At 73.7% G+C, this 17,316-nt stretch carries 14 protein-coding genes; 4 read left to right on the plus strand and 10 right to left on the minus strand.

From position 1 onward, the window contains the following. Positions 1-162: 162 nt before the first annotated feature. The 4 genes from ACF1CT_RS25500 to xylB all read right to left on the minus strand — a co-directional run bounded on the left by ACF1CT_RS25500 (position 163) and on the right by xylB (position 5,619). A complete protein-coding gene (locus ACF1CT_RS25500) occupies positions 163-1,533 on the minus strand; it encodes a cytochrome P450 (RefSeq protein WP_391786272.1) in 1,371 nt (456 codons plus the stop codon). Between the two features lie 323 nt (positions 1,534-1,856). Continuing rightward, entirely contained in the window at positions 1,857-2,705 is an 849-nt protein-coding gene (locus ACF1CT_RS25505) for a hypothetical protein (RefSeq protein WP_391786273.1), read from the minus strand. Continuing rightward, entirely contained in the window at positions 2,705-3,982 is a 1,278-nt protein-coding gene (locus ACF1CT_RS25510; protein ID WP_391786274.1) for a VWA domain-containing protein, read from the minus strand. Before ACF1CT_RS25510 ends, ACF1CT_RS25505 begins: the two co-directional genes overlap by 1 nt. 119 nt (positions 3,983-4,101) lie before the next feature. Then, on the minus strand, positions 4,102-5,619 hold the full coding sequence (xylB, locus tag ACF1CT_RS25515) for a xylulokinase (RefSeq protein WP_391786275.1): 1,518 nt from the start codon (positions 5,617-5,619) through the stop codon (positions 4,102-4,104). Between the two features lie 230 nt (positions 5,620-5,849). On the opposite strand from xylB, the gene xylA reads away from it, so the two are divergent. Beyond that, on the plus strand, positions 5,850-7,019 hold the full coding sequence (xylA, locus tag ACF1CT_RS25520; RefSeq protein WP_391786276.1) for a xylose isomerase: 1,170 nt from the start codon (positions 5,850-5,852) through the stop codon (positions 7,017-7,019). Between the two features lie 9 nt (positions 7,020-7,028). Here xylA and ACF1CT_RS25525 read toward each other — a convergent pair whose 3' ends face one another. The 5 genes from ACF1CT_RS25525 to pcaB all read right to left on the minus strand — a co-directional run bounded on the left by ACF1CT_RS25525 (position 7,029) and on the right by pcaB (position 11,838). Further along, entirely contained in the window at positions 7,029-8,270 is a 1,242-nt protein-coding gene (locus ACF1CT_RS25525) for an ROK family protein (protein WP_391786277.1), read from the minus strand. Positions 8,271-8,491: 221 nt separating this feature from the next. Further along, the gene (locus ACF1CT_RS25530; protein WP_391786278.1) at positions 8,492-9,136 is read right to left on the minus strand and encodes a DUF305 domain-containing protein; all 645 of its coding nucleotides are present in this window, start codon (positions 9,134-9,136) and stop codon (positions 8,492-8,494) included. Then, on the minus strand, positions 9,133-9,783 hold the full coding sequence (locus ACF1CT_RS25535) for a DUF3105 domain-containing protein (protein WP_391786279.1): 651 nt from the start codon (positions 9,781-9,783) through the stop codon (positions 9,133-9,135). The genes ACF1CT_RS25530 and ACF1CT_RS25535 overlap by 4 nt, the downstream gene beginning before the upstream one ends. An 84-nt stretch (positions 9,784-9,867) precedes the next feature. Continuing rightward, positions 9,868-10,299, minus strand: coding sequence for a hypothetical protein (locus ACF1CT_RS25540; RefSeq protein ID WP_391786280.1), 432 nt, complete (start codon positions 10,297-10,299; stop codon positions 9,868-9,870). A 165-nt stretch (positions 10,300-10,464) separates the two neighbouring features. Continuing rightward, positions 10,465-11,838: a 3-carboxy-cis,cis-muconate cycloisomerase gene (gene pcaB, locus ACF1CT_RS25545; RefSeq protein WP_391786281.1), complete on the minus strand. Its 1,374-nt coding sequence runs from the start codon at positions 11,836-11,838 to the stop codon at positions 10,465-10,467. A 518-nt stretch (positions 11,839-12,356) separates the two neighbouring features. Here pcaB and ACF1CT_RS25550 point away from each other — a divergent pair. The 3 genes from ACF1CT_RS25550 to thrS all read left to right on the plus strand — a co-directional run bounded on the left by ACF1CT_RS25550 (position 12,357) and on the right by thrS (position 16,000). Continuing rightward, positions 12,357-14,051: an FUSC family protein gene (locus ACF1CT_RS25550; protein WP_391786282.1), complete on the plus strand. Its 1,695-nt coding sequence runs from the start codon at positions 12,357-12,359 to the stop codon at positions 14,049-14,051. Beyond that, positions 14,048-14,554, plus strand: coding sequence for a MarR family winged helix-turn-helix transcriptional regulator (locus ACF1CT_RS25555; RefSeq protein ID WP_391786283.1), 507 nt, complete (start codon positions 14,048-14,050; stop codon positions 14,552-14,554). Before ACF1CT_RS25550 ends, ACF1CT_RS25555 begins: the two co-directional genes overlap by 4 nt. Before the next feature lie 228 nt (positions 14,555-14,782). Continuing rightward, entirely contained in the window at positions 14,783-16,000 is a 1,218-nt protein-coding gene (gene thrS, locus ACF1CT_RS25560) for a threonine--tRNA ligase (protein ID WP_391786284.1), read from the plus strand. Between the two features lie 72 nt (positions 16,001-16,072). On the opposite strand, the gene ACF1CT_RS25565 is transcribed toward thrS, so the two are convergent. Further along, positions 16,073-16,828, minus strand: a complete 756-nt coding sequence (locus ACF1CT_RS25565) for an IclR family transcriptional regulator (protein ID WP_391786285.1) — start codon at positions 16,826-16,828, stop codon at positions 16,073-16,075. Between the last annotated feature and the right edge of the window lie 488 nt (positions 16,829-17,316).

A 17,316-nucleotide genomic window follows, 5' to 3' on the forward strand; every position in this document is an offset into this window, starting at 1 on the left:
CGGCCTTGTGGCCCCGCACCCCCCCCCCCGCCCCCACATTGTTATTGTCGGTGTATAATTTGGGGTTTTGGGGGGGGGGGCGGGGGCCCCCGGGGGGGGCCCCCCCGGGGGGGCCCCCCCCCCACGGGGCTGTCGCGGCCCGCCCGTGCCGTTCGTGTCCCGCTACCGTGCCCGGACCGTCGCCCTCACCTCGCGGTCCGGTTGCAGTGTCAGCGCCGGTACCGGGTTGATGACGCCGGGGTCGATCTCCAGGGTGAAGCGGCGTGCCAGCACGGCGAGGACCAGTACCGCCTCGACCATCGCGAACCGGGTGCCGAGGCAGGCCCGGGGGCCTCCGCCGAACGGGAACCAGGCGTACTCCGCGATGTCGTCGCCGTCCTTCGCGTCCCATCGTTCGGGGCGGAACCTCTCCGGTTCGGGGAACCAGCGCTCGTCACGGTGTGTGGCCCACTGACTGGTCCACACCCTGGTGCCCTCCGGCAGCGGTATGCCGCCGATCCGCGCCCCGGCCTTGGCGACGCCGGTGACCAGCCAGATCGTCGGGTAGAGCCGCAGGGTCTCCTTGATCACCGACTGGGTGTACGTCAGCCGGGCGTAGTCCTCGAACTCCGGCTCCCGCCCACCGAGGACCCGGTCCAGTTCCTCGACCAGGGCCTCGCGCACCCGGGGCTCGCGGGACAGCAGATACCAGGCCCACACCAGGGTCGAGCTGGTCGTCTCGTGCCCTCCGATGTACAGGGTGACCGTCTCGTCGCGTATTTCCCGGTCGGTGAGGCGCGCCCCGGTCCCGTCGACCGCCGTCAGCAACCGGCTGAGCAGGTCGGGCCGACCGTCGTCCCCGCCGTCGCGACGGCGGGCGACGACCCTGCCCACCTCGGCGTCGATGACCGCGGCAGCCCTCCTGATCCTCGCCCGGCCCGGTGTCGGCACCCAGTCGGGCAGCAGCGCCCCGATCCCCGCGAACTCCTTGCCGATCTCCCGCAGGGCCACCTCCATCGCGCGGCCCATCGTGTCGGCGTCGGCCCGGGTGTCGACGCCGAAGATGGTGCGGACCGCGATCCGCCGCGTCAGCGCGGTCATCTCCCGTCCGACGTCGACGCGTTCGCCGTCCGACCAGGAGTCCGCCAGCTGTACCGCGCTCTGCGCCATCGTCGCCGCGTACGACCGCACCTGCCTGGGGCGTACGGAGGGCTGGACCAGGGAGCGCTTGCGCCGCCATTCGGCGCCCCGGGCGACCACCACGCCGTTGCCCATCACGGTACGGAACGCGATGCCGAGGGCGGGCTGGTCGAAGGTGCGTTCCGTCTCGGTGAGCAGTTCGCCGATGTACTCCGGATCGGCGACGTACACGCACCGGTTGGGACCGAATCGCCAGCCGACCATGTCCCCGTGGTCGCGCAGTCGTTCGAAGAAGGTGAGCGGGTCCTTCGCGAACGGGGGCAGGCTCCCGAGAATCGGCAGCCCCTTCGGGCCGGGGGCGATCGCGGGGACCCGTGGCGAGGCGCCCGTGACCGGGCCGGTTTCCGTGGACATGAGAGTCTCCGCTCCCTCGTGGCGCGTCCGCGTCGGTGTGCGCAGGCCGGGCACCCGGACCGGTCGCGCGGTACCGACACCTTCATCTGCCGTATGCCGTACGTGAGTTGTCGAGGGTATCGGCGAGGAGGGGAAAGCGGCCCGGAACCGGCGAGCGGGGAGCGGCGGGCCCGACACCGCGGGGCGGGACCGGGACCCGATCCCGCCCCGCGGTTCGGTGGGAAGAGCTCCCGGCCCGGGCCCGGACCGGGTTCCGCCCCGCGCACGGTGCGACGGCGGGAGCGGGCGAGGCCCGCGCACGGGCCCGTCGTGCGACGGACGGGTCAGACGCCCGGCGGGACCCGGGACGGACGCCCGCTGCCGCGGGTGAGGGAGTAGCCGAACACCGCCGCGATCGCGCCGAGGACACCGCCGCCGACGGTCCACAGCCAGCGGTCGGTCCACCAGCCGGAGGCCCAGCCGTCCTCGGGTTCGCTGCCGAGCGACACCCTGGCCGGCTTGGCGTCGCCCGTCGCGGCCGACGGGTCCGACGCCTGCTCGACGGAGGACGCGCCCGGGACCAGCGGCTCGGCGAGCGTGCCGTCCACGTCCGCCGCGCCGCCCTTGTCGACCGCGCCGACCTCGATCTCGGTCCGGACCGGAAGGCCGAGGTCCGCCGAAGGCAGGTCGACGACCGTGAGGCGGACGTAGTAGCTGCCCGGCAGCGGGTCGTCGGCCCACGGCTCCGACCAGGCGCGGACGGTCCGCAGCACGCAGGTCAGCTCGACCGACGTGGCGTCGGGCGCCGCCTTCCCGGTCTGGCGCCCGTACATGCACGCCTGGCGGCGCCGCAGCCCGTCGTACACGTCGATCTGCCAGGTCGACGTGCCGTGCCGGGTCGCGTTCTGCGGCAGCTCGACCTTCGCCCTGACGGTGGCCCGCTGGCCGGCGTCGGCGGGGAAGACCCAGTACAGGTAGTCACCCGTGGACGCCCCGGCGGTGGCCCGCTGGTTCTGCTGGATCGCCGTGGCGGTACGGAAGGTGGTGCCGGCCTCGGTGGGGCCCGACGCGCCGTCGGAGGCGCTCGGGCTCGGGCTCGCCGACGGGTCGTCGGCCGCCGCGGCGCCCGCCGAGGTCAGCAGGGCGAGCCCGGCCAGCAGCGCCCCCGCGAGCACACGAGTCGTACGCGTCATCAGTTGGTCCTCCAGACGGCGATGCGCCAGCGCGAGATCCAGCCGGTCAGCAGACCCGCGACCAGGCCGGTGAGCACCAGGACGCCCAGCAGCCACCAGCCGCGGCCGAGGCCGAACGCGGCGACATCGGCGGCGTCGTCGGGGGCGTCCACCAGGTCCACGGTCAGCTCGACCGGCATGCCCGGTGCGGTCTTCACCGAGGCCGGGGCCGAGAAGGAGTTGCTGACCTGGAGGCACACGGTCTCCGCGGGAGGCTCGGTGCCGTCCTCCTCGGCGTCCTGCTCGGGCTTCGGGTAGCGCAGGCCGGAGGAGATGGCGTCGGTGCGCCCGGTGCCCGACTCGGAGCCCCGGACGATCTCCCGTCCGTGCACGGTCACCGCGCGCAGTAGCACGCCGTAGTCATTGTTCACGGCACGGTCGGCCGAGACGCTGACCGAGGCACGCAACTCCTGACCGGGCCGCACGTCCACCCGGTACCAGCGGTGCTCGCCGATCTTCTCCCGGTCGGTGTACAGACCCGCCTTGAGCTCGGGAGCCTTGGAACAGCGGTCCGCGCCCTCGGTCGCCACCGGGGTGACGACCGGCTCGGCGGCCCGGTCCACCAACTGCTTGACACGGCCCGAGAGTTCGTCGGCGTGCTGGATCGCGGTGTAGGTGCCGCCGGTGGCCTCGGCGATGCACGTCAGCTGCTCACGGATCTTCGCGTTCGGCACCAGGCCCAGGGTGTCGATGACGAGATGGATGCCGCGGGCCGCGATGTCGCGGGCCACCTCGCACGGGTCGAGCGGGCCGCAGGTGTCCTCGCCGTCGCTGATCAGCACGATCCGGCGGGTGGTGTCCCCGCCTTCGAGGTCGTCGGCCGCACCGAGCAGCGCCGGGCCGATCGGGGTCCAGCCGGTGGGGGCGAGGGTGGCCACCGCGGTCTTCGCCTCGGTCCGGTCCAGCGGACCGACCGGGTAGAGCTGTTTGGTGTCCTTGCAGCCGACCTTCCGGTCGTTGCCCGGGTAGTCGGCGCCGAGTGTCCGGATGCCCAGCTCGACCTGTTCCGGCACCGCGTCCAGAACCTCGTTGAACGCCCTCTTCGCCGCCGCCATGCGGGACTGGCCGTCGATGTCGCGGGTCCGCATGGAACCGCTGACGTCGAGCACCAACTCGACCTTGGGGGGAGCCTTGGTGGGGGTTTCGTCGGCCGCGGCGGGCAGCGCCGAACCGAGCCCGGCGGTCAGGGTGGCGAGCAGGATGCCCACCCCGACCGTCAGCCTTCTTCTTATGATCATCGCCGGATACTATTGAAGATTGCTTCGCTACCCCAAACCGGTGCGGAGCGCGGTACGACGCCCCTCGTCCCGTACGCCGGGGGCCGGGTGACGGGTGATCGGAACCGGGTGACATGTGATCAGCCGGGGGAGCCGGGAGCACCGGTCCACGGGCGGGGGACCGGTGCCGACAGCGAGCGGGCCGCGTGTTCCAGCACCGATCCCACCCGTTCCCACGTCGCCGAATCGCGCCGGAGCGCGGGCAGTCGGGTGCCCTCTCCGGTGCCCCAGCCGGTGGCGATCGCGACCGGATCCCCGTCCGTCGCCGCCGCGGCGGCCAGTGCGGCCGCCCCGAGCGCCACGAACTCGTCCGCGGCGGGCACGATCACCGGCCGGCCGGAAAGTCGCCGCACCGTCTCCACCCAGGTGCGCCCGCGGGCCCCGCCGCCGATCAGCCGCAGCGGCCGGGCGGCCACCTCCGGGTCGGCCGGATCGAGGCCACAGGCCCGCAGCAGTTCGTCCAGGGCGTGCAGCACGGTGACCACCGCGCCCTCGTACGCGGCGCCGAGGAGCTGCTGGGCCGTGGTGTCGTGCCGCAGACCGGTCAGCAGACCGGAGGCGGTGGGCAGATCGGGGGTGCGTTCGCCGTCGAGGTACGGAAGGAGCACGGCCTCGCCGCCGGGGGCGGCGTCCTCGCGGTCCAGACCGAGCAGCGCGGCGATCCTGTCCACGGCGAGTGTGCAGTTGAGCGTGCATGCCAGGGGGAGGTACGTGCCGTCCGTCGCGGCGAATCCGGACAGCGCCGTCGACGCGGGCCGGGCCCGGGAGGCGGCGAAGACCGTTCCCGAGGTGCCGAGGCTGAGCACCGGCCGGTCCAGCAGACCCCCGCCGCCCAGCCCCAGACCCACCGCGGCGCCCATGTTGTCCCCGGTTCCGGCGGCCACGGTGATCCCGGCGGGCAGTCCCAGGGCATCGGCCGCGGCGACGGTCAGCGGGCCGACGCGCGTCGCCCCGCCCTCGGCCACCTCCGGCAGCAACGAGGCGTCCAGGCCGATCAGCCGGAGCAGCGCGGGATCGTACGAGCCGGTCGCGGTGGAGTACCAGCCGGTGCCCGAGGCGTCCCCCGGGTCGGTGGCGGCGACGCCCGCCAGGCGCTCGGTGAGGAAGTCGTGGGGGAGGCGGACGGCGGCCGTCGCCTCGGCGGCCCGCGGTTCGTTCTCGCGCAGCCACTGCCACTTCGAGGCGGTGACGGAGGCCACCGGAACCGATCCGGTCCGTGCGATCCAGGCGTCGGGGCCGCCCAGCGCCGCCGTCAGGGCGGCGGCCTGCGGGGCGGAACGGGTGTCGTTCCACAGCATGGCCGGACGCAGCGGGCGCCCCGACCGGTCGAGGACGACGAGTCCGTGCTGCTGCCCGGCGACCGCGATGCCCGCCACGGCGGAGGCGGGGACACCGGATTCCCGCAACCCGTGGGCGACGGCCTCGCACAGCGCCCGCCACCAGCCTTCGGCGTCGCTCTCCCGCGCCCCCGCCGTGCCGGTGACCGTGTTCGGCGCGCGACCGACGGCGAGCGGCCGGCCGGTCCCCGCGTCGACGACGGCGGCCTTGGTGGACTGCGTGGAGCTGTCCACGCCGATGACGACGGCACGCGGCGGCACGGGCGGCCTCCCTCCTGTCCGGGCAATCGATCGTAGGGGAAACAAATTACGGCACGGACGCCGTCGTCGGCAGCGGAGGGCTACGACGCCGCGCTCCCCCGCGACGGTTGACCGAGCCCGTGGGGTTACGGCCGGGCGACCGTGCCTGCATGATTGGTCAAGTCAGCGAACAAATAGGGTCCGGGGTCGGCCCGGCCCGGGAGACCCGACGGCACGAAGGCGGTCAGACGATGACGGAACGCTTCACGCCCACCCCCGCGGACAGGTTCACCTTCGGCCTCTGGACGGTGGGCTGGCAAGGCCGTGATCCCTTCGGCGACGCGACCCGCACGGCACTCGACCCGGTCGACTCGGTGCGGATGCTCGCCGAACTCGGCGCGTACGGTGTGACGTTCCACGACGACGACCTGATTCCGTTCGGCTCGACGGACAGCGAGCGCGAGGGGATCGTGAAGCGGTTCCGGCAGGCGCTGGACGCGGCCGGGCTCGTCGTTCCCATGGCGACCACGAACCTCTTCACCCATCCGGTGTTCAAGGACGGCGCGTTCACCGCCAACGACCGGGACGTACGCCGCTACGCCCTGCGCAAGACCCTGCGCAACATCGACCTCGCCGTCGAACTCGGCGCCACCACCTATGTGGCCTGGGGCGGCCGCGAGGGCGCCGAATCGGGCGCGGCCAAGGACGTCCGGGTCGCCCTCGACCGGATGAAGGAGGCCTTCGACCTGCTCGGCGACTACGTGACCGAACAGGGCTACGACCTGCGGTTCGCCGTCGAGCCCAAGCCGAACGAGCCACGCGGCGACATCCTGCTGCCGACCATCGGCCACGCGCTCGCCTTCATCGAGCGTCTCGAACGGCCCGAACTGGTCGGCGTCAACCCGGAGACCGGGCACGAGCAGATGGCCGGACTCAACTTCCCGCACGGCATCGCGCAGGCACTCTGGGCGGGCAAGCTGTTCCACATCGATCTGAACGGCCAGTCCGGCATCAAGTACGACCAGGACCTGCGCTTCGGCGCGGGCGACCTCCGCCAGGCGTTCTGGCTGGTCGACCTGTTGGAGACGGCAGGTTACGAAGGCCCGCGGCACTTCGACTTCAAGCCCCCGCGCACCGAGGACCACGAAGGCGTCCGGGCCTCGGCGGCGGGCTGCATGCGCAACTACCTGATCCTGAAGGAACGCGCCGAGGCCTTCCGGGCCGACCCCGTGGTGCGGGAGGCCCTGCGCGCGTCCCGGCTCGACGAACTGGCCCGTCCGACCGCCGAGGACGGCGTCGCCGGGCTGCTGGCCGACCGGTCGGCGTACGAGGAGTTCGACGTGGACGCGGCGGCTGAGCGGGGGATGGCGTTCGAGGCGCTGGACCAACTGGCGATGGACCATCTGCTCGCGGTCCGCTGACCGTCCGGATCAGTCGGCCGTCCGCTCCGGCCCGTACGCCACCGGGTCGGCCAGCACCCCCGCCGTCACCAGCGCCGCGGCACCGCGTGCCGCGTCACCCGCCACCGAGGAGGCGCGCAGCCGCCCGTCACCGGGCGACCAGAGCCCGGACACCACACGGGCGGACAGCTCCTCGTCGGCGGCGGGCGAGAGCCACGGCATCAGGTTCCGGTAGATCCCGCCGAGTACCACCGCGTCGGGGTCGAGCAGATTCACCGCCCCGGACAGCACCCGCCCCAGCATCCGGCCGGCCTCCGCGAGCGAGGCCACCGCCCGCGCGTCGCCGTCCGTCGCGCGGCGCTCCAGCTCGGCGACCCCGGCCCCGGCACCGGCCTCCTCGATGCCCGCCGCCCGCAGCAGTGCCGATTGCCCCGCGTACCGCTCCAGACAGCCCCGCGAGCCGCACCTGCACTCCGGGCCCTCCGCGTCCACCACCACATGCCCGATCTCGCCGGCGAAACCGTGGGCCCCGCGCAGGAGTTCACCGTCGATGACCAGGGCGCCACCGACACCGGTCTCGCCCGTCACGTGGACGAAGGAGCGGATCGGGTCGAGCCCGCCGAACCAGAACTCGGCGAGGGCCGCCAGATTGGCCTCGTTCTCCGAACCCACCGGGAGCACACCGTGCCCGGGGCACCGCTCGGCGAGCGAGGCGGCGAAGATCTCCTCGGCCGGGACGTGGCTCCAGCCGAGGTTGGGAGCCTGACGCACCGAGCCGTCGGAGACCAGGCCGGGCAGCGCCAGCGCCGCCCCCACCGGGAACAGCCCCTGCTCGCGTGCCGAATCCAGGGCGCGCGCGGCGATGCGGGCCGCCCGCGCCAGCACCCGCGCCGGTGGTGTGCCGCGATTGTCCAGATGTTCGGTGAGGCGTACCCGGTCGGTGCCCGCCAGATCGACGACGCACACCGACACGTAATCGACGTTGATCTCCGCGCCGAGCCCGGCCGGACCGGTGTGCGCCACCCGGAGCACGGTGCCGGGGCGCCCCGCCTGCCCGCTGAACGCCTTGCCGTACTCGGTGAGGAGGCCGAGCCCGAGGAGCTGCTCGACGAGCGAGGACACGGCGGCCCGGGTCAGCCCCACCCGCGAGGCCACCTGGGCCCTGGTGGTCTCGCCCTCGTCACGGACGGCCCGCAGCACCAGGCTGAGATTGCTCCGGCGCACGGTGTCCTGGTCGGCCTTCGGCCCCAGCGGTGCGAGGTTGCGCTTCATAGGGGGCCGAGCCTATGCGACGGGGCACCGGCCCCCGCGACGCCCGTGCGAAGGGGGGACGGCCCCCTTCGCACGGGCGTCGCGGGGGCGGGCGCGGCCCGTGCGCGGAGCGGTGCACCCGCCGCGAACGGGCCGCACGCCGGAGTGCGCGGGGCGCCGTGCACCGGCCCGCGCGCGTACGGGCCGCCGGCGCGCAGCGGTGTGTCCGGGGGCGCCGGTGCTCAGGCGCCCGAACCGCGGGCCGTGAGCATGTCCGCCATGAGTCCGATCTCCGACTGCTGGCCCCGGACCATGCCCGCCGCCAGGTTCCCGATCTCCTCGGTGCCCGCCGCGTCGGCCGCCGCCCGGGCCATCTCCGCGCCAGCGCGGTGATGCGTCGTCATCAGCTTCAGGTACATCACCTCCGCGGCCCGGCCCTTCGCCTTCCGCAGCGCGTCGAGTTCGGTGTCGGTCGCCATGCCCGGCATCAGCGAACCGTCGCCCCGGGGCGTGAAGCTGTGCCCCATCCACGCCATGGGAGGAGCGCCGGAGGACTTCGGCCGACCCCACATCTCCAGCCAGCCGAGCATCATGCCGCGCTGATTGGCCTGGGTGTTGATGATGTCGTACGCGAGCCGGCGCACCTCCACATCGGTCGTGCGGTCCCGCACGATGAACGACATCTCGACCGCCTGCTGATGGTGGATCGACATGTCGCGGGCGAACCCGACGTCGACCGAGGTGTCCGAGGGCGCGGCCGACGACGCGGCGGGGTCCGCGGAGGAGGAGGGCCCGGCGAGCATCAGGGCGACGAGCCCCAGCGCCAGCAGCAGCACCGCCGCGCCCGCCACCGTCATCGGGCGCGAGACCCGGACCGGGGACGTCATCGTGCGACTCCGCCGGTGCAGGCCGCGCCGGGTTCGGGGGTCTGAGGCCCCTGCACGTACTTGGTGAAGAACTGCTCCACACGGGCGTCGGAGGCGCTCGTCACCGTCACCTGGCTGCCCCAGGCACTGAGCACGAGCGGGGCGGCCTGGTCCTCGACCGGGCTCATCAGGGAGTAGGGCGTCGCCCTCACCCGGTCGCCGAGCTTCTTGACGTCGTCCGGGTCCGCCTTCTTCGTGTACGTCACCCAGACCGCGCCGTGCTCCAGCGAGTGGACGGCGTTCTCGTTCGGTATCGGCTCGGTGTAGACATCGGCGTCGCAGTTCATCCACACCGGGTTGTGGTCGCCGCCGACCGGCGGGTTCATCGGGTAGTCGACCTTCGTCCCGACGTGGTTCTGGGAGAGCTTGTCCCAGGTCCGCTCACCCCGCACGGGGGAGCTCTTGGCCTCGGTCTCGGCCTTTTCCTTCTTGTCGGCGGCGGACATCAGATAGCCGCCGCCCGCGACGAGCGCGGCGACCACCGCGACGGACGCGGCGATGGTGAGGAGACGGCTGCGCCGCTCGCGGGCCCGCTCCTTGCGGCGGGCCTCCTCCAGCTTGGCGCGGCGTGCGGCGGCAGGGTTGTTCTGCTTGTCGGCGGAAGCCATGGGAGTCCTTCGGTTCGACGTACGGATGAGGCTTTGGGCATGCCGGAGAACGTTCCTCGGGGTACCCGGGAACGGGCCCTGCCTCTAGATCCGTTGAACCTGCAGACGGAGATGGTCGACTTCCCGCACGGCGTCGTTGGAGGGGCCGCGGATCGTGGCGGCTCCGGTGAGCGGGACGGCCGGAGCCGTGGCGCTCACGCCGGGAGGCGCCACGGGCGCGCTCTGACCGGATATCACGACGGGTGCCGTGTGCTCGGGCGTTCCGTGACAGGAACTGCCCGCGCTCCGGTCCTCGGGGGCGTCGGCCCGCACGGTCGGTACGGCGACCTGGTGCACCGGAGTCACGGTGCGGGCGGCGGCAGCGGCACGGGCCGCGTCCGAGTGGTGCGCGGCCGGGGCCGTGCCCGGGAGCGAGCAGCACGTGATGAGCGCGCACAGCACGAACAGCCAGCCGAGAACCACCGACGCGGTGGCGCTCGGGCCACGTCGGTGTGCCGGTTCACTCGGTCGGTTCATCCTCGCCATCGTACGTGGTGCGTGAAACTTCAATGATGGGTGGGCCGAAGCGGGGCCGAATCGTGCCCCCGCCGGGGCGGAGCATCCGTGCCGGGTGTCACGACGTCCTGGCACCGCCCCGTCGTTTCCCCGTACGGAGGGGGCGCGACGGGACGACGGCAGCGGTCACCCCCGGTCCAGCGCCCGGTCGGTGAGCGGCCCCGCGCTGCCGGTGTACCGGGCGGGTTCGGTGAGTTCGGCCAGATCGAGACCGGCGAGTTCCGGTTCCTCGTCCAGGACGTCGGCGAGGACGTCGGACAGGTCCGTGGTCTCCGCGCGGGCCCGTGCGGCGGCGTTCACCAGAACCTCCCTCGCCCGTTTCCGGCCGATCCGCTCGGCGAACACGGCGGCCAGCCTTTCCGAGACGATCAGCCCGTCGGTGAGCTGGAGGTTCTCCCGTATGGCGTACGGGACGACGCGCAGCCCGTCGGCGAGTTCCGCGACGCCGTGCGCGGCCCCGCCGACGAGCCTGAGCAGTTCGCGCAGCGGCTCCCACTCGGCATGCCAGGCCCCGGCCGGCCGTTCGTCCCCCGCGGCCAGCGATCCGTACAGCGTGGCCGCCAGCCCCGGGGCGCGGCGCGCGGCCGCCGCGATCAGCGTGGACCGCACCGGGTCGGCCTTGTGCGGCATGGTGGACGAGCCACCGCCCCGCCCCTCGGTCACCTCGCCGATCTCGGTGCGGGACAGGGTGAGCACATCGGCCGCCGGCTTGCCCAGGGCGCCCGCGGTGAAGGCGAGCGCGCCGGCCAGGTCGGCGATCGGTGTGCGCAGGCTGTGCCATGGCAACAGCGGTTCGGCCAGGCCGAGTTCATTGGCGAACGCCTGGACGAGCGGCAGGCCCGGACCGTGGTCCTCGGCGGGGGTTCGGCCGCCGTCGACGCGCGCGAGGGCGTCGAACGCCGCCAGCGTCCCCGCCGCGCCCCCGAGCTGCACCGGCAGGGACTCCCGCACGGCCGACAGCCGGTCCCGTGCGTCGAGGATCAGCACGCGCCAGCCGGCCGCCTTCAGCCCGAAGGTGGTCGGCACGGCGTGCTGGGTGAGGGTGCGGCCGGCCATCGGGGTGTTGCGATGGGCGACGGCGAGCCGCGCCACCGCGTCCGCGGCCCGGGTCAGGTCGTCGAGCACCGGAGCCAGGGCCCGCGCCGCGACCAGCATGGCTGCCGTGTCCAGGATGTCCTGGCTGCCGGCGCCCCGGTGCACGTACGGCCGGGCGTCCGGGGCGACCGCCGCGACCAGGTCGACGACCAGCGGGGCGACGGGATTGCCGGCCGCGCGTGCGCGCAGCGCCAGATCCCGGGTGTCGAATCGGCTCGCGTCGGCCGCCGCCGTCACCGCCCGACCCGCCGTCGCGGGGGCCAGCCCGCAGACGACTTGGGCGCGGGTCAGGGCCGCCTCGGCGTCGAGCATCGCCTGCAGCAGCGCACCGTCGCCGGTGGCCGTCTCGGTGGGGGTGCCGGCCCATCCGGGGGCGAGCAGTCCGCTATCGCTCTCGTACGTCAACTGAACTCCAAGGGGGGCCGTGCGCCGTCCGTCGGCGGCTTCGACGCGGAGGTCGGGCCGTCCCGGCGGGCGGCGGCGTCGCTCGCGTCCGGACCTCGCGGGTCCGGTCCCGGTCCGGACGACGCCGGTTCGAAGGCACGGCCCGGTGCCGCGACCAAGAGTGCCTGCCGGGCGCCGCGGGCCGGTGAACCTGTTTCGTCACAGCGCCAAGGGCTGTCCCGTAGTCCCCGGCGGGCACACCACGACCGCTGCGGCACCTCGCCGCACTGTCGGAACGTCCGCATACATCCAGTATGCGGACGCCCCTCCGCCTTGCGGCGCACCACATCCGGCGCCGCGCGCCGGTCCACGACGGATTACGGGACAGTCCTCGGCCGAGCTCGGCGTCCCGGCGGACGCGGAACACCGCCCCCCGCGGATCCCGGGCCGGGGGAGAGGTCATCGGGGCCGCATACGACGGGGAGGCGCCGCACGGAAGGGGAATCTTTTACGGGTGTAATACCTGCTAATATATGTGGGTGAGTGATACATCTATTCGGTCCGGACGGCCCTCCGTCCGCAGGCTCCCGCTGGTGGCCCCGCTGCGTCTCGCCCGGCCCTCGGACATGTGGTTCAAACCGGCGACCAGCGTCGTCGTCGCCACCGCCGTACCGGATCTGGCGCTGCTCGCCGCCGACCGGCTCGACCTCGTGATGTACACGATGGCCGGTTCGCTCTGCGCGCTGTACGGCCACAACCTGCCGTACGCCCGCCGTGCCCGGGCCGTCGCGGGGGTCGTCTTCGCGATGGCCGTCGGCCTGGCGGTGTCCCTGGTCACGGCCTCGCTCACCGGATCGACCCCGGTACTGATCGCGGTGGGCGCCCTGCTCGCGGCCGCGCAGAAGACGCTCTGCGACGCCACCCGCATCGGCCCGCCGGGGCCGGTGATCTTCACCTTCGTCACCTCGGCCGCGCTCTTCGCCCCGCAGCGCCTCGGCCAGGTGCCCGGTCATCTCGCGCTGACCCTGGCCGCAGGTGCGGTCTCGTGGCTGGTCGCGGTCGGTCCGGCGGCGGTCCGCAGGGAGGGCCCGGAGCGCCGGGCGGCCGCCCGCGCCCTCGACGCCGCCGCGGTGTACGTCGCCCGGCCCGGCCACCGGACCCGGCACGCCGCGGCCGCCGCCGTGCACGCGGCCTGGCAGACCCTGCTCGCCGCCGGCCGGCCCACCCCCGCGCGACGGGCGCTGGAACGCCTCGTCGTGCACGCCGAGGCCGCCCTCGCCCGGAGCGCCGCCGACTTCGCCCCGTACGACCCCGCCCTGCTCCGGGACTGGGCCCGGCAGACCAGGGCCCGTGGCCCCGTCCCCACCCCGCCACCGGCCACGGGTACGGCCGACGAGCTGTTCGGCATCGACGCGGAGCGCGCCGCCCGGCGTGCCGGAGGACGTCGCGAGGCCCGGCGCGCACTGCTGCGCAGCCTCGGGCCGGGCTCCCCGCTGCTGCCCATCGGCGCCCGCGCGCTCCTCGGCTGCGCATTGGCCGGATACGTCTCCCAGGCGGCTGGTGTCGGCCGTCCGTACTGGGCGATCGTCACCGCGGCCTCGCTCTACCAGGCCAATGTGAGCCTGTCCTGGAACCGGGCCCTCCAACGGACCCTCGGCAACCTGCTCGGCGTTCTCGTCTTCGCCGCCGTCCTCCCGTTCAGCCGCCTCTCGCCCCTCGCGCTCATCGGCTGCTGCCTCTTCTTCGGCTTCGCGGCGGAGGCCCTGATCACCCGCAACTACTGGCTGGGTTCCGTCGCCGTCACGCCGATGGCGCTGCTGGTGCTGGAGTTCGCCGGCACCCACCCGGCCGGCGAACTGATCGGCGACCGGGTCCTGGACACCGTGATCGGCGCCGCGGTCGGTCTGCTCGCGGCCATGCTGGTGACCAACCGCCGGGCCGCCGGGCGCCTGGAGGCGGCGCTGGCCGCCACCGACCGGGCCCGCGCCCACGCCGTGCACACCCTCGCCGCCCCGCAGACCACCCCCGCCGACCTCGACGCCGCCCGCCGCGGACTCACCGGATCGCTCGTCGAGCTCCGCGAGGCCGACGACACGGCGACGGGCGAATGGTGGCAGCGGGCCCTGCCCCAGGAGCAGGTCCTCGCGGCGGAGCAGGCCGGACACCGTACGCTCGCGGCTACAGCGACACGGCGGGGGCTGATCGCACCCGCCCAGGAGAACGGAGCGGTGTGACCGACGACATCGTCGCCTCGGTGGTACGGCAGTGGCAGGCCGTCAACCCGGAGCTGGACACCGGACCCATGGAACTCATCGGCCGGATCAACCGGTGCGCGGCCCTGCTCCAGCAGGCGGAGGACGCCCCACTGCGCGCGGCCGGGCTGACCCGGGCCGAGTTCGACCTGCTCGGCGCGGTACGCCGCACGGATCGTGAACTCACCCCCGGCGAGCTGGCCAGGGAGACGTTCTCCTCCGGCGCCGCCGTCACCAAACGCCTGCGGGTCCTGCAGGAACGGGGCCTGGTCGACCGGCGCGGCGACGAGCGCGACCGGCGCGTCGCCCACGTCCGCCTCACCGAGGAGGGCCGCGAGCTGGTGGACCTGTTGCTGCCGCGCCAGTTGGCCTACGAACGCGCGGTGCTGTCCGGTCTCGACGAGGAGGCCCGCGGTCGGCTCAGCGCCCAGCTCAGCGAGCTGCTGGTCCAGCTGGAGGGGCGCATCGGGGGCGGCCGGCGCTGAGCCGGACCGGTGGTGCCCGCGGGGGCGGCGGATCCTGCGGCGCGTGAACAATTCCCTCGCGGTGGGCGAAGCACCGTTGTTAGTGTCCACCGCATGAAGCCCGCTGCCATGACGACGACGCCGGAACACGTCCCGGCGCGCTGACATTTGTGCAGTGAGGAGCCCCGGGGCGAGTGCCCCGGGGCTTCGCCTTGCGGTAACTCGTCCGACGACCGCGAGGAGGACCCCGTGCCCGACCACCGCAAGCTCGGCCGCGAGCTCGGCCTGTTCGACACCGACCCGCTGATCGGCGCGGGACTGCCGTACTGGCTGCCCGACGGCGCCGCCGTGCGCCACGCCCTGGAGGAGTACGTCCGCACCGTCGAACTGCGGGCGGGCTACCGACACGTGTACTCGCCCGTCCTCGGCAAGCGCGAACTGTACGAGACCTCCGGACACTGGTCGCACTACGGCGACGACATGTTCCCGCCGATGGACCTGGGCGGCGAACAGATGGTGCTGCGTCCGAGTCTGTGCCCGCACCACGCCGTCATGTACCGCTCCCGGCCCCACAGTCATCGGGAACTTCCCCTGCGCATGGCCGAACTGGGCGGCATGTACCGCTCCGAACTCTCCGGAGTGCTCGGCGGCCTGACCCGGGTCAGGGCCATCCAGCTGAACGACGCCCACATCTTCTGCACCCCGGAACAGGTGGGCGAGGAGGTGCGTGCGGCGCTGGAGCTGATCCGCGGGGCCCACCGCGCGCTGGGCATCCGCCCGGCCCGCTACCGGCTGTCCCTCCCCGGGCCCGGAGGGAAGTACGTCGCCGCGCCCGGGATGTGGGAGCGGGCAGGCGCTCTGCTGACCGACGTCCTCGACCGCTCCGGTCTGCCCTACGAGGCGGCCGACGGCGAGGCCGCGTTCTACGGTCCCAAGATCGACGTGCAGGTGGCCGACAGCGCGGGCCGGGAGTCCACCCTGTCCACCGTTCAGATCGATTTCCACCAACCGGAGCGGTTCGGTCTCCACTACATCGGCGAGGACGGTGCCAGGCACAGGCCGGTCATGATCCACCGCAGCATCGTCGGCAGTGTGGAGCGGGCCGTCGCCCACCTCGTCGAGGAGCACGGTGGGGCCTTCCCCGCCTGGCTCGCCCCCATCCAGGTGGCGATCCTCCCGGTTTCGCAGGCCGAACTGCCGCACGCGCGGGAACTCGTCCGGCGATGCGCGGCCCAGGGGCTGCGGGCCGAGATCTCCGACCCCGGACGCGGCACCCTGGGCGCCCGCGTCCGGGAGGCCCGCCTGGTGCCCTACCAGGCGGTCGTCGGTGCGAGGGAGACCGACGACGACCGGATCGCACTGCGGCTGCGCGACGGGCGCCGGCTCGATCCGCGGCCCGCCGCCGAGGTGCTGGCCCGCATCGTCGCAGCGGTCGGTGCCCACGACACCGAGCTCTGGGACGCGTAGGCACCGGCGCCCGTCCCCGCGCCGCCGGGGCGGCTGTTCCGGGGCGGGGCCGTCCCGGAACAGCCGCCGCTGTCAGACCGCCTCCAACAGGGCGGCCGACCGGCGCAGTTCCTCGGCGCGGCGAACCAGCGCCGCGTCGTCGCCGCGGTCGGCGGGCGCCGACGCCACCAGCGCCATCCGGTCCCGACGGCTCGAACCGGCCAGCGGAACGGCGACCGTGTACAGGCCGCGGACCGATTCCCCGCGGCTGACGGCGTACCCGCACGCGCGGACACGGTCGAGCTCCGTGAACAGCGCGGACCGTGCGGTGAGCGTTGTCGGTGTGAGCTGCGACAGTTCCTCGCACGGATAGAGGGCACACACCTGTTCCTTCGTCATCGACGAGAGCAGCAGCTTGCCCCCCGAGGTGGCGTGGGCCGGATACGTGCGACCCGGCGCCAGCATCACCCGCACCGGGTGCGACGACTCGCGCCCGTCCGTGACGATGATCCGGTCCCCGATGAGCGCCGTGCTCTGCACGGTCTCGCCGGTGCGCCCGGCCGCGTCGTCCAGTACCGCGCCCAGGCGTCGCCGGGCGGCCGCACCGAAATTGGCGGGCAGCCCGAGCCGCACCAGTTCGGGACCTGCCGAGTAGCCGGGTCCGGCGGAATCCCGGGCCGCGAACCCGCGCCCCACCAGAGTGCTGAGGACGCGGTGGGCCGTCGACCGGCCGACCGCGAGCAACGAGGCGGCCTCCGAAACCGTCAGCCTGTCGTGGGTGAGGAGCAGTTGTATCAGCCGGAGCCCGGTGTCCAGCGATTCGATGGTGTAGCCCCGCGTCGGCCTCATGGCGTGTCCGTTCTGCTCGGCTCGTCTTCCGGTACCCGCGCGAACTCCGGGCGCGCCGCCCATGATCCGGGCTCCGCGGCGGTGTCCCCCCGGGCGCGACCGCCTTCCGACGCCGTTCCCGTTCCCGCTCCCGGTCCATGGCGCCGACGGGGGCGGGAGCCCTCCGGCAGGACATGCGGCCCGGACACGACGCCCCCGGGGGACGGGCCGGGATGGCCCATCGGGGTGAAGTTCGGCGACCGTCAACCTCCCCGTGTCCTCCGCAGCCCTTCGGAGTTCCCCGAAATCCCTCGGAGTTTCCCGACACGTCGCCGTCGGAGCCGGGCGTGGAGGCGCAGAGCCCGGCAACCGCACGGTGTCGGCCCGGTGAACCTCCGTGGTGGCACCTCCGGTCACAGTACGGCGCCGGCCGCCGCACTCCGTCCTTCAGTCAAGAATGCGCACCTTCGATCCACTTCGATCGCATGTGCGCTCGTCTCTCGGAGCGG

It is taken from the genome of Streptomyces sp. NPDC014734, assembly GCF_043083325.1.
Lineage (GTDB): Bacteria > Actinomycetota > Actinomycetes > Streptomycetales > Streptomycetaceae > Streptomyces.

Coding starts and splice junctions, on each gene's coding strand:
- ACF1CT_RS25565 (WP_391786285.1), bottom strand. CDS start 16,828: ATGAGGCCGACGCGGGGCTACACCATCGAATCGCTGGACACCGGGCTC.
- ACF1CT_RS25505 (WP_391786273.1), bottom strand. CDS start 2,705: ATGACGCGTACGACTCGTGTGCTCGCGGGGGCGCTGCTGGCCGGGCTC.
- xylA (WP_391786276.1), top strand. CDS start 5,850: ATGACGGAACGCTTCACGCCCACCCCCGCGGACAGGTTCACCTTCGGC.
- ACF1CT_RS25525 (WP_391786277.1), bottom strand. CDS start 8,270: ATGAAGCGCAACCTCGCACCGCTGGGGCCGAAGGCCGACCAGGACACC.
- ACF1CT_RS25510 (WP_391786274.1), bottom strand. CDS start 3,982: ATGATCATAAGAAGAAGGCTGACGGTCGGGGTGGGCATCCTGCTCGCC.
- ACF1CT_RS25535 (WP_391786279.1), bottom strand. CDS start 9,783: ATGGCTTCCGCCGACAAGCAGAACAACCCTGCCGCCGCACGCCGCGCC.
- ACF1CT_RS25500 (WP_391786272.1), bottom strand. CDS start 1,533: ATGTCCACGGAAACCGGCCCGGTCACGGGCGCCTCGCCACGGGTCCCC.
- ACF1CT_RS25530 (WP_391786278.1), bottom strand. CDS start 9,136: ATGACGTCCCCGGTCCGGGTCTCGCGCCCGATGACGGTGGCGGGCGCG.
- ACF1CT_RS25540 (WP_391786280.1), bottom strand. CDS start 10,299: ATGAACCGACCGAGTGAACCGGCACACCGACGTGGCCCGAGCGCCACC.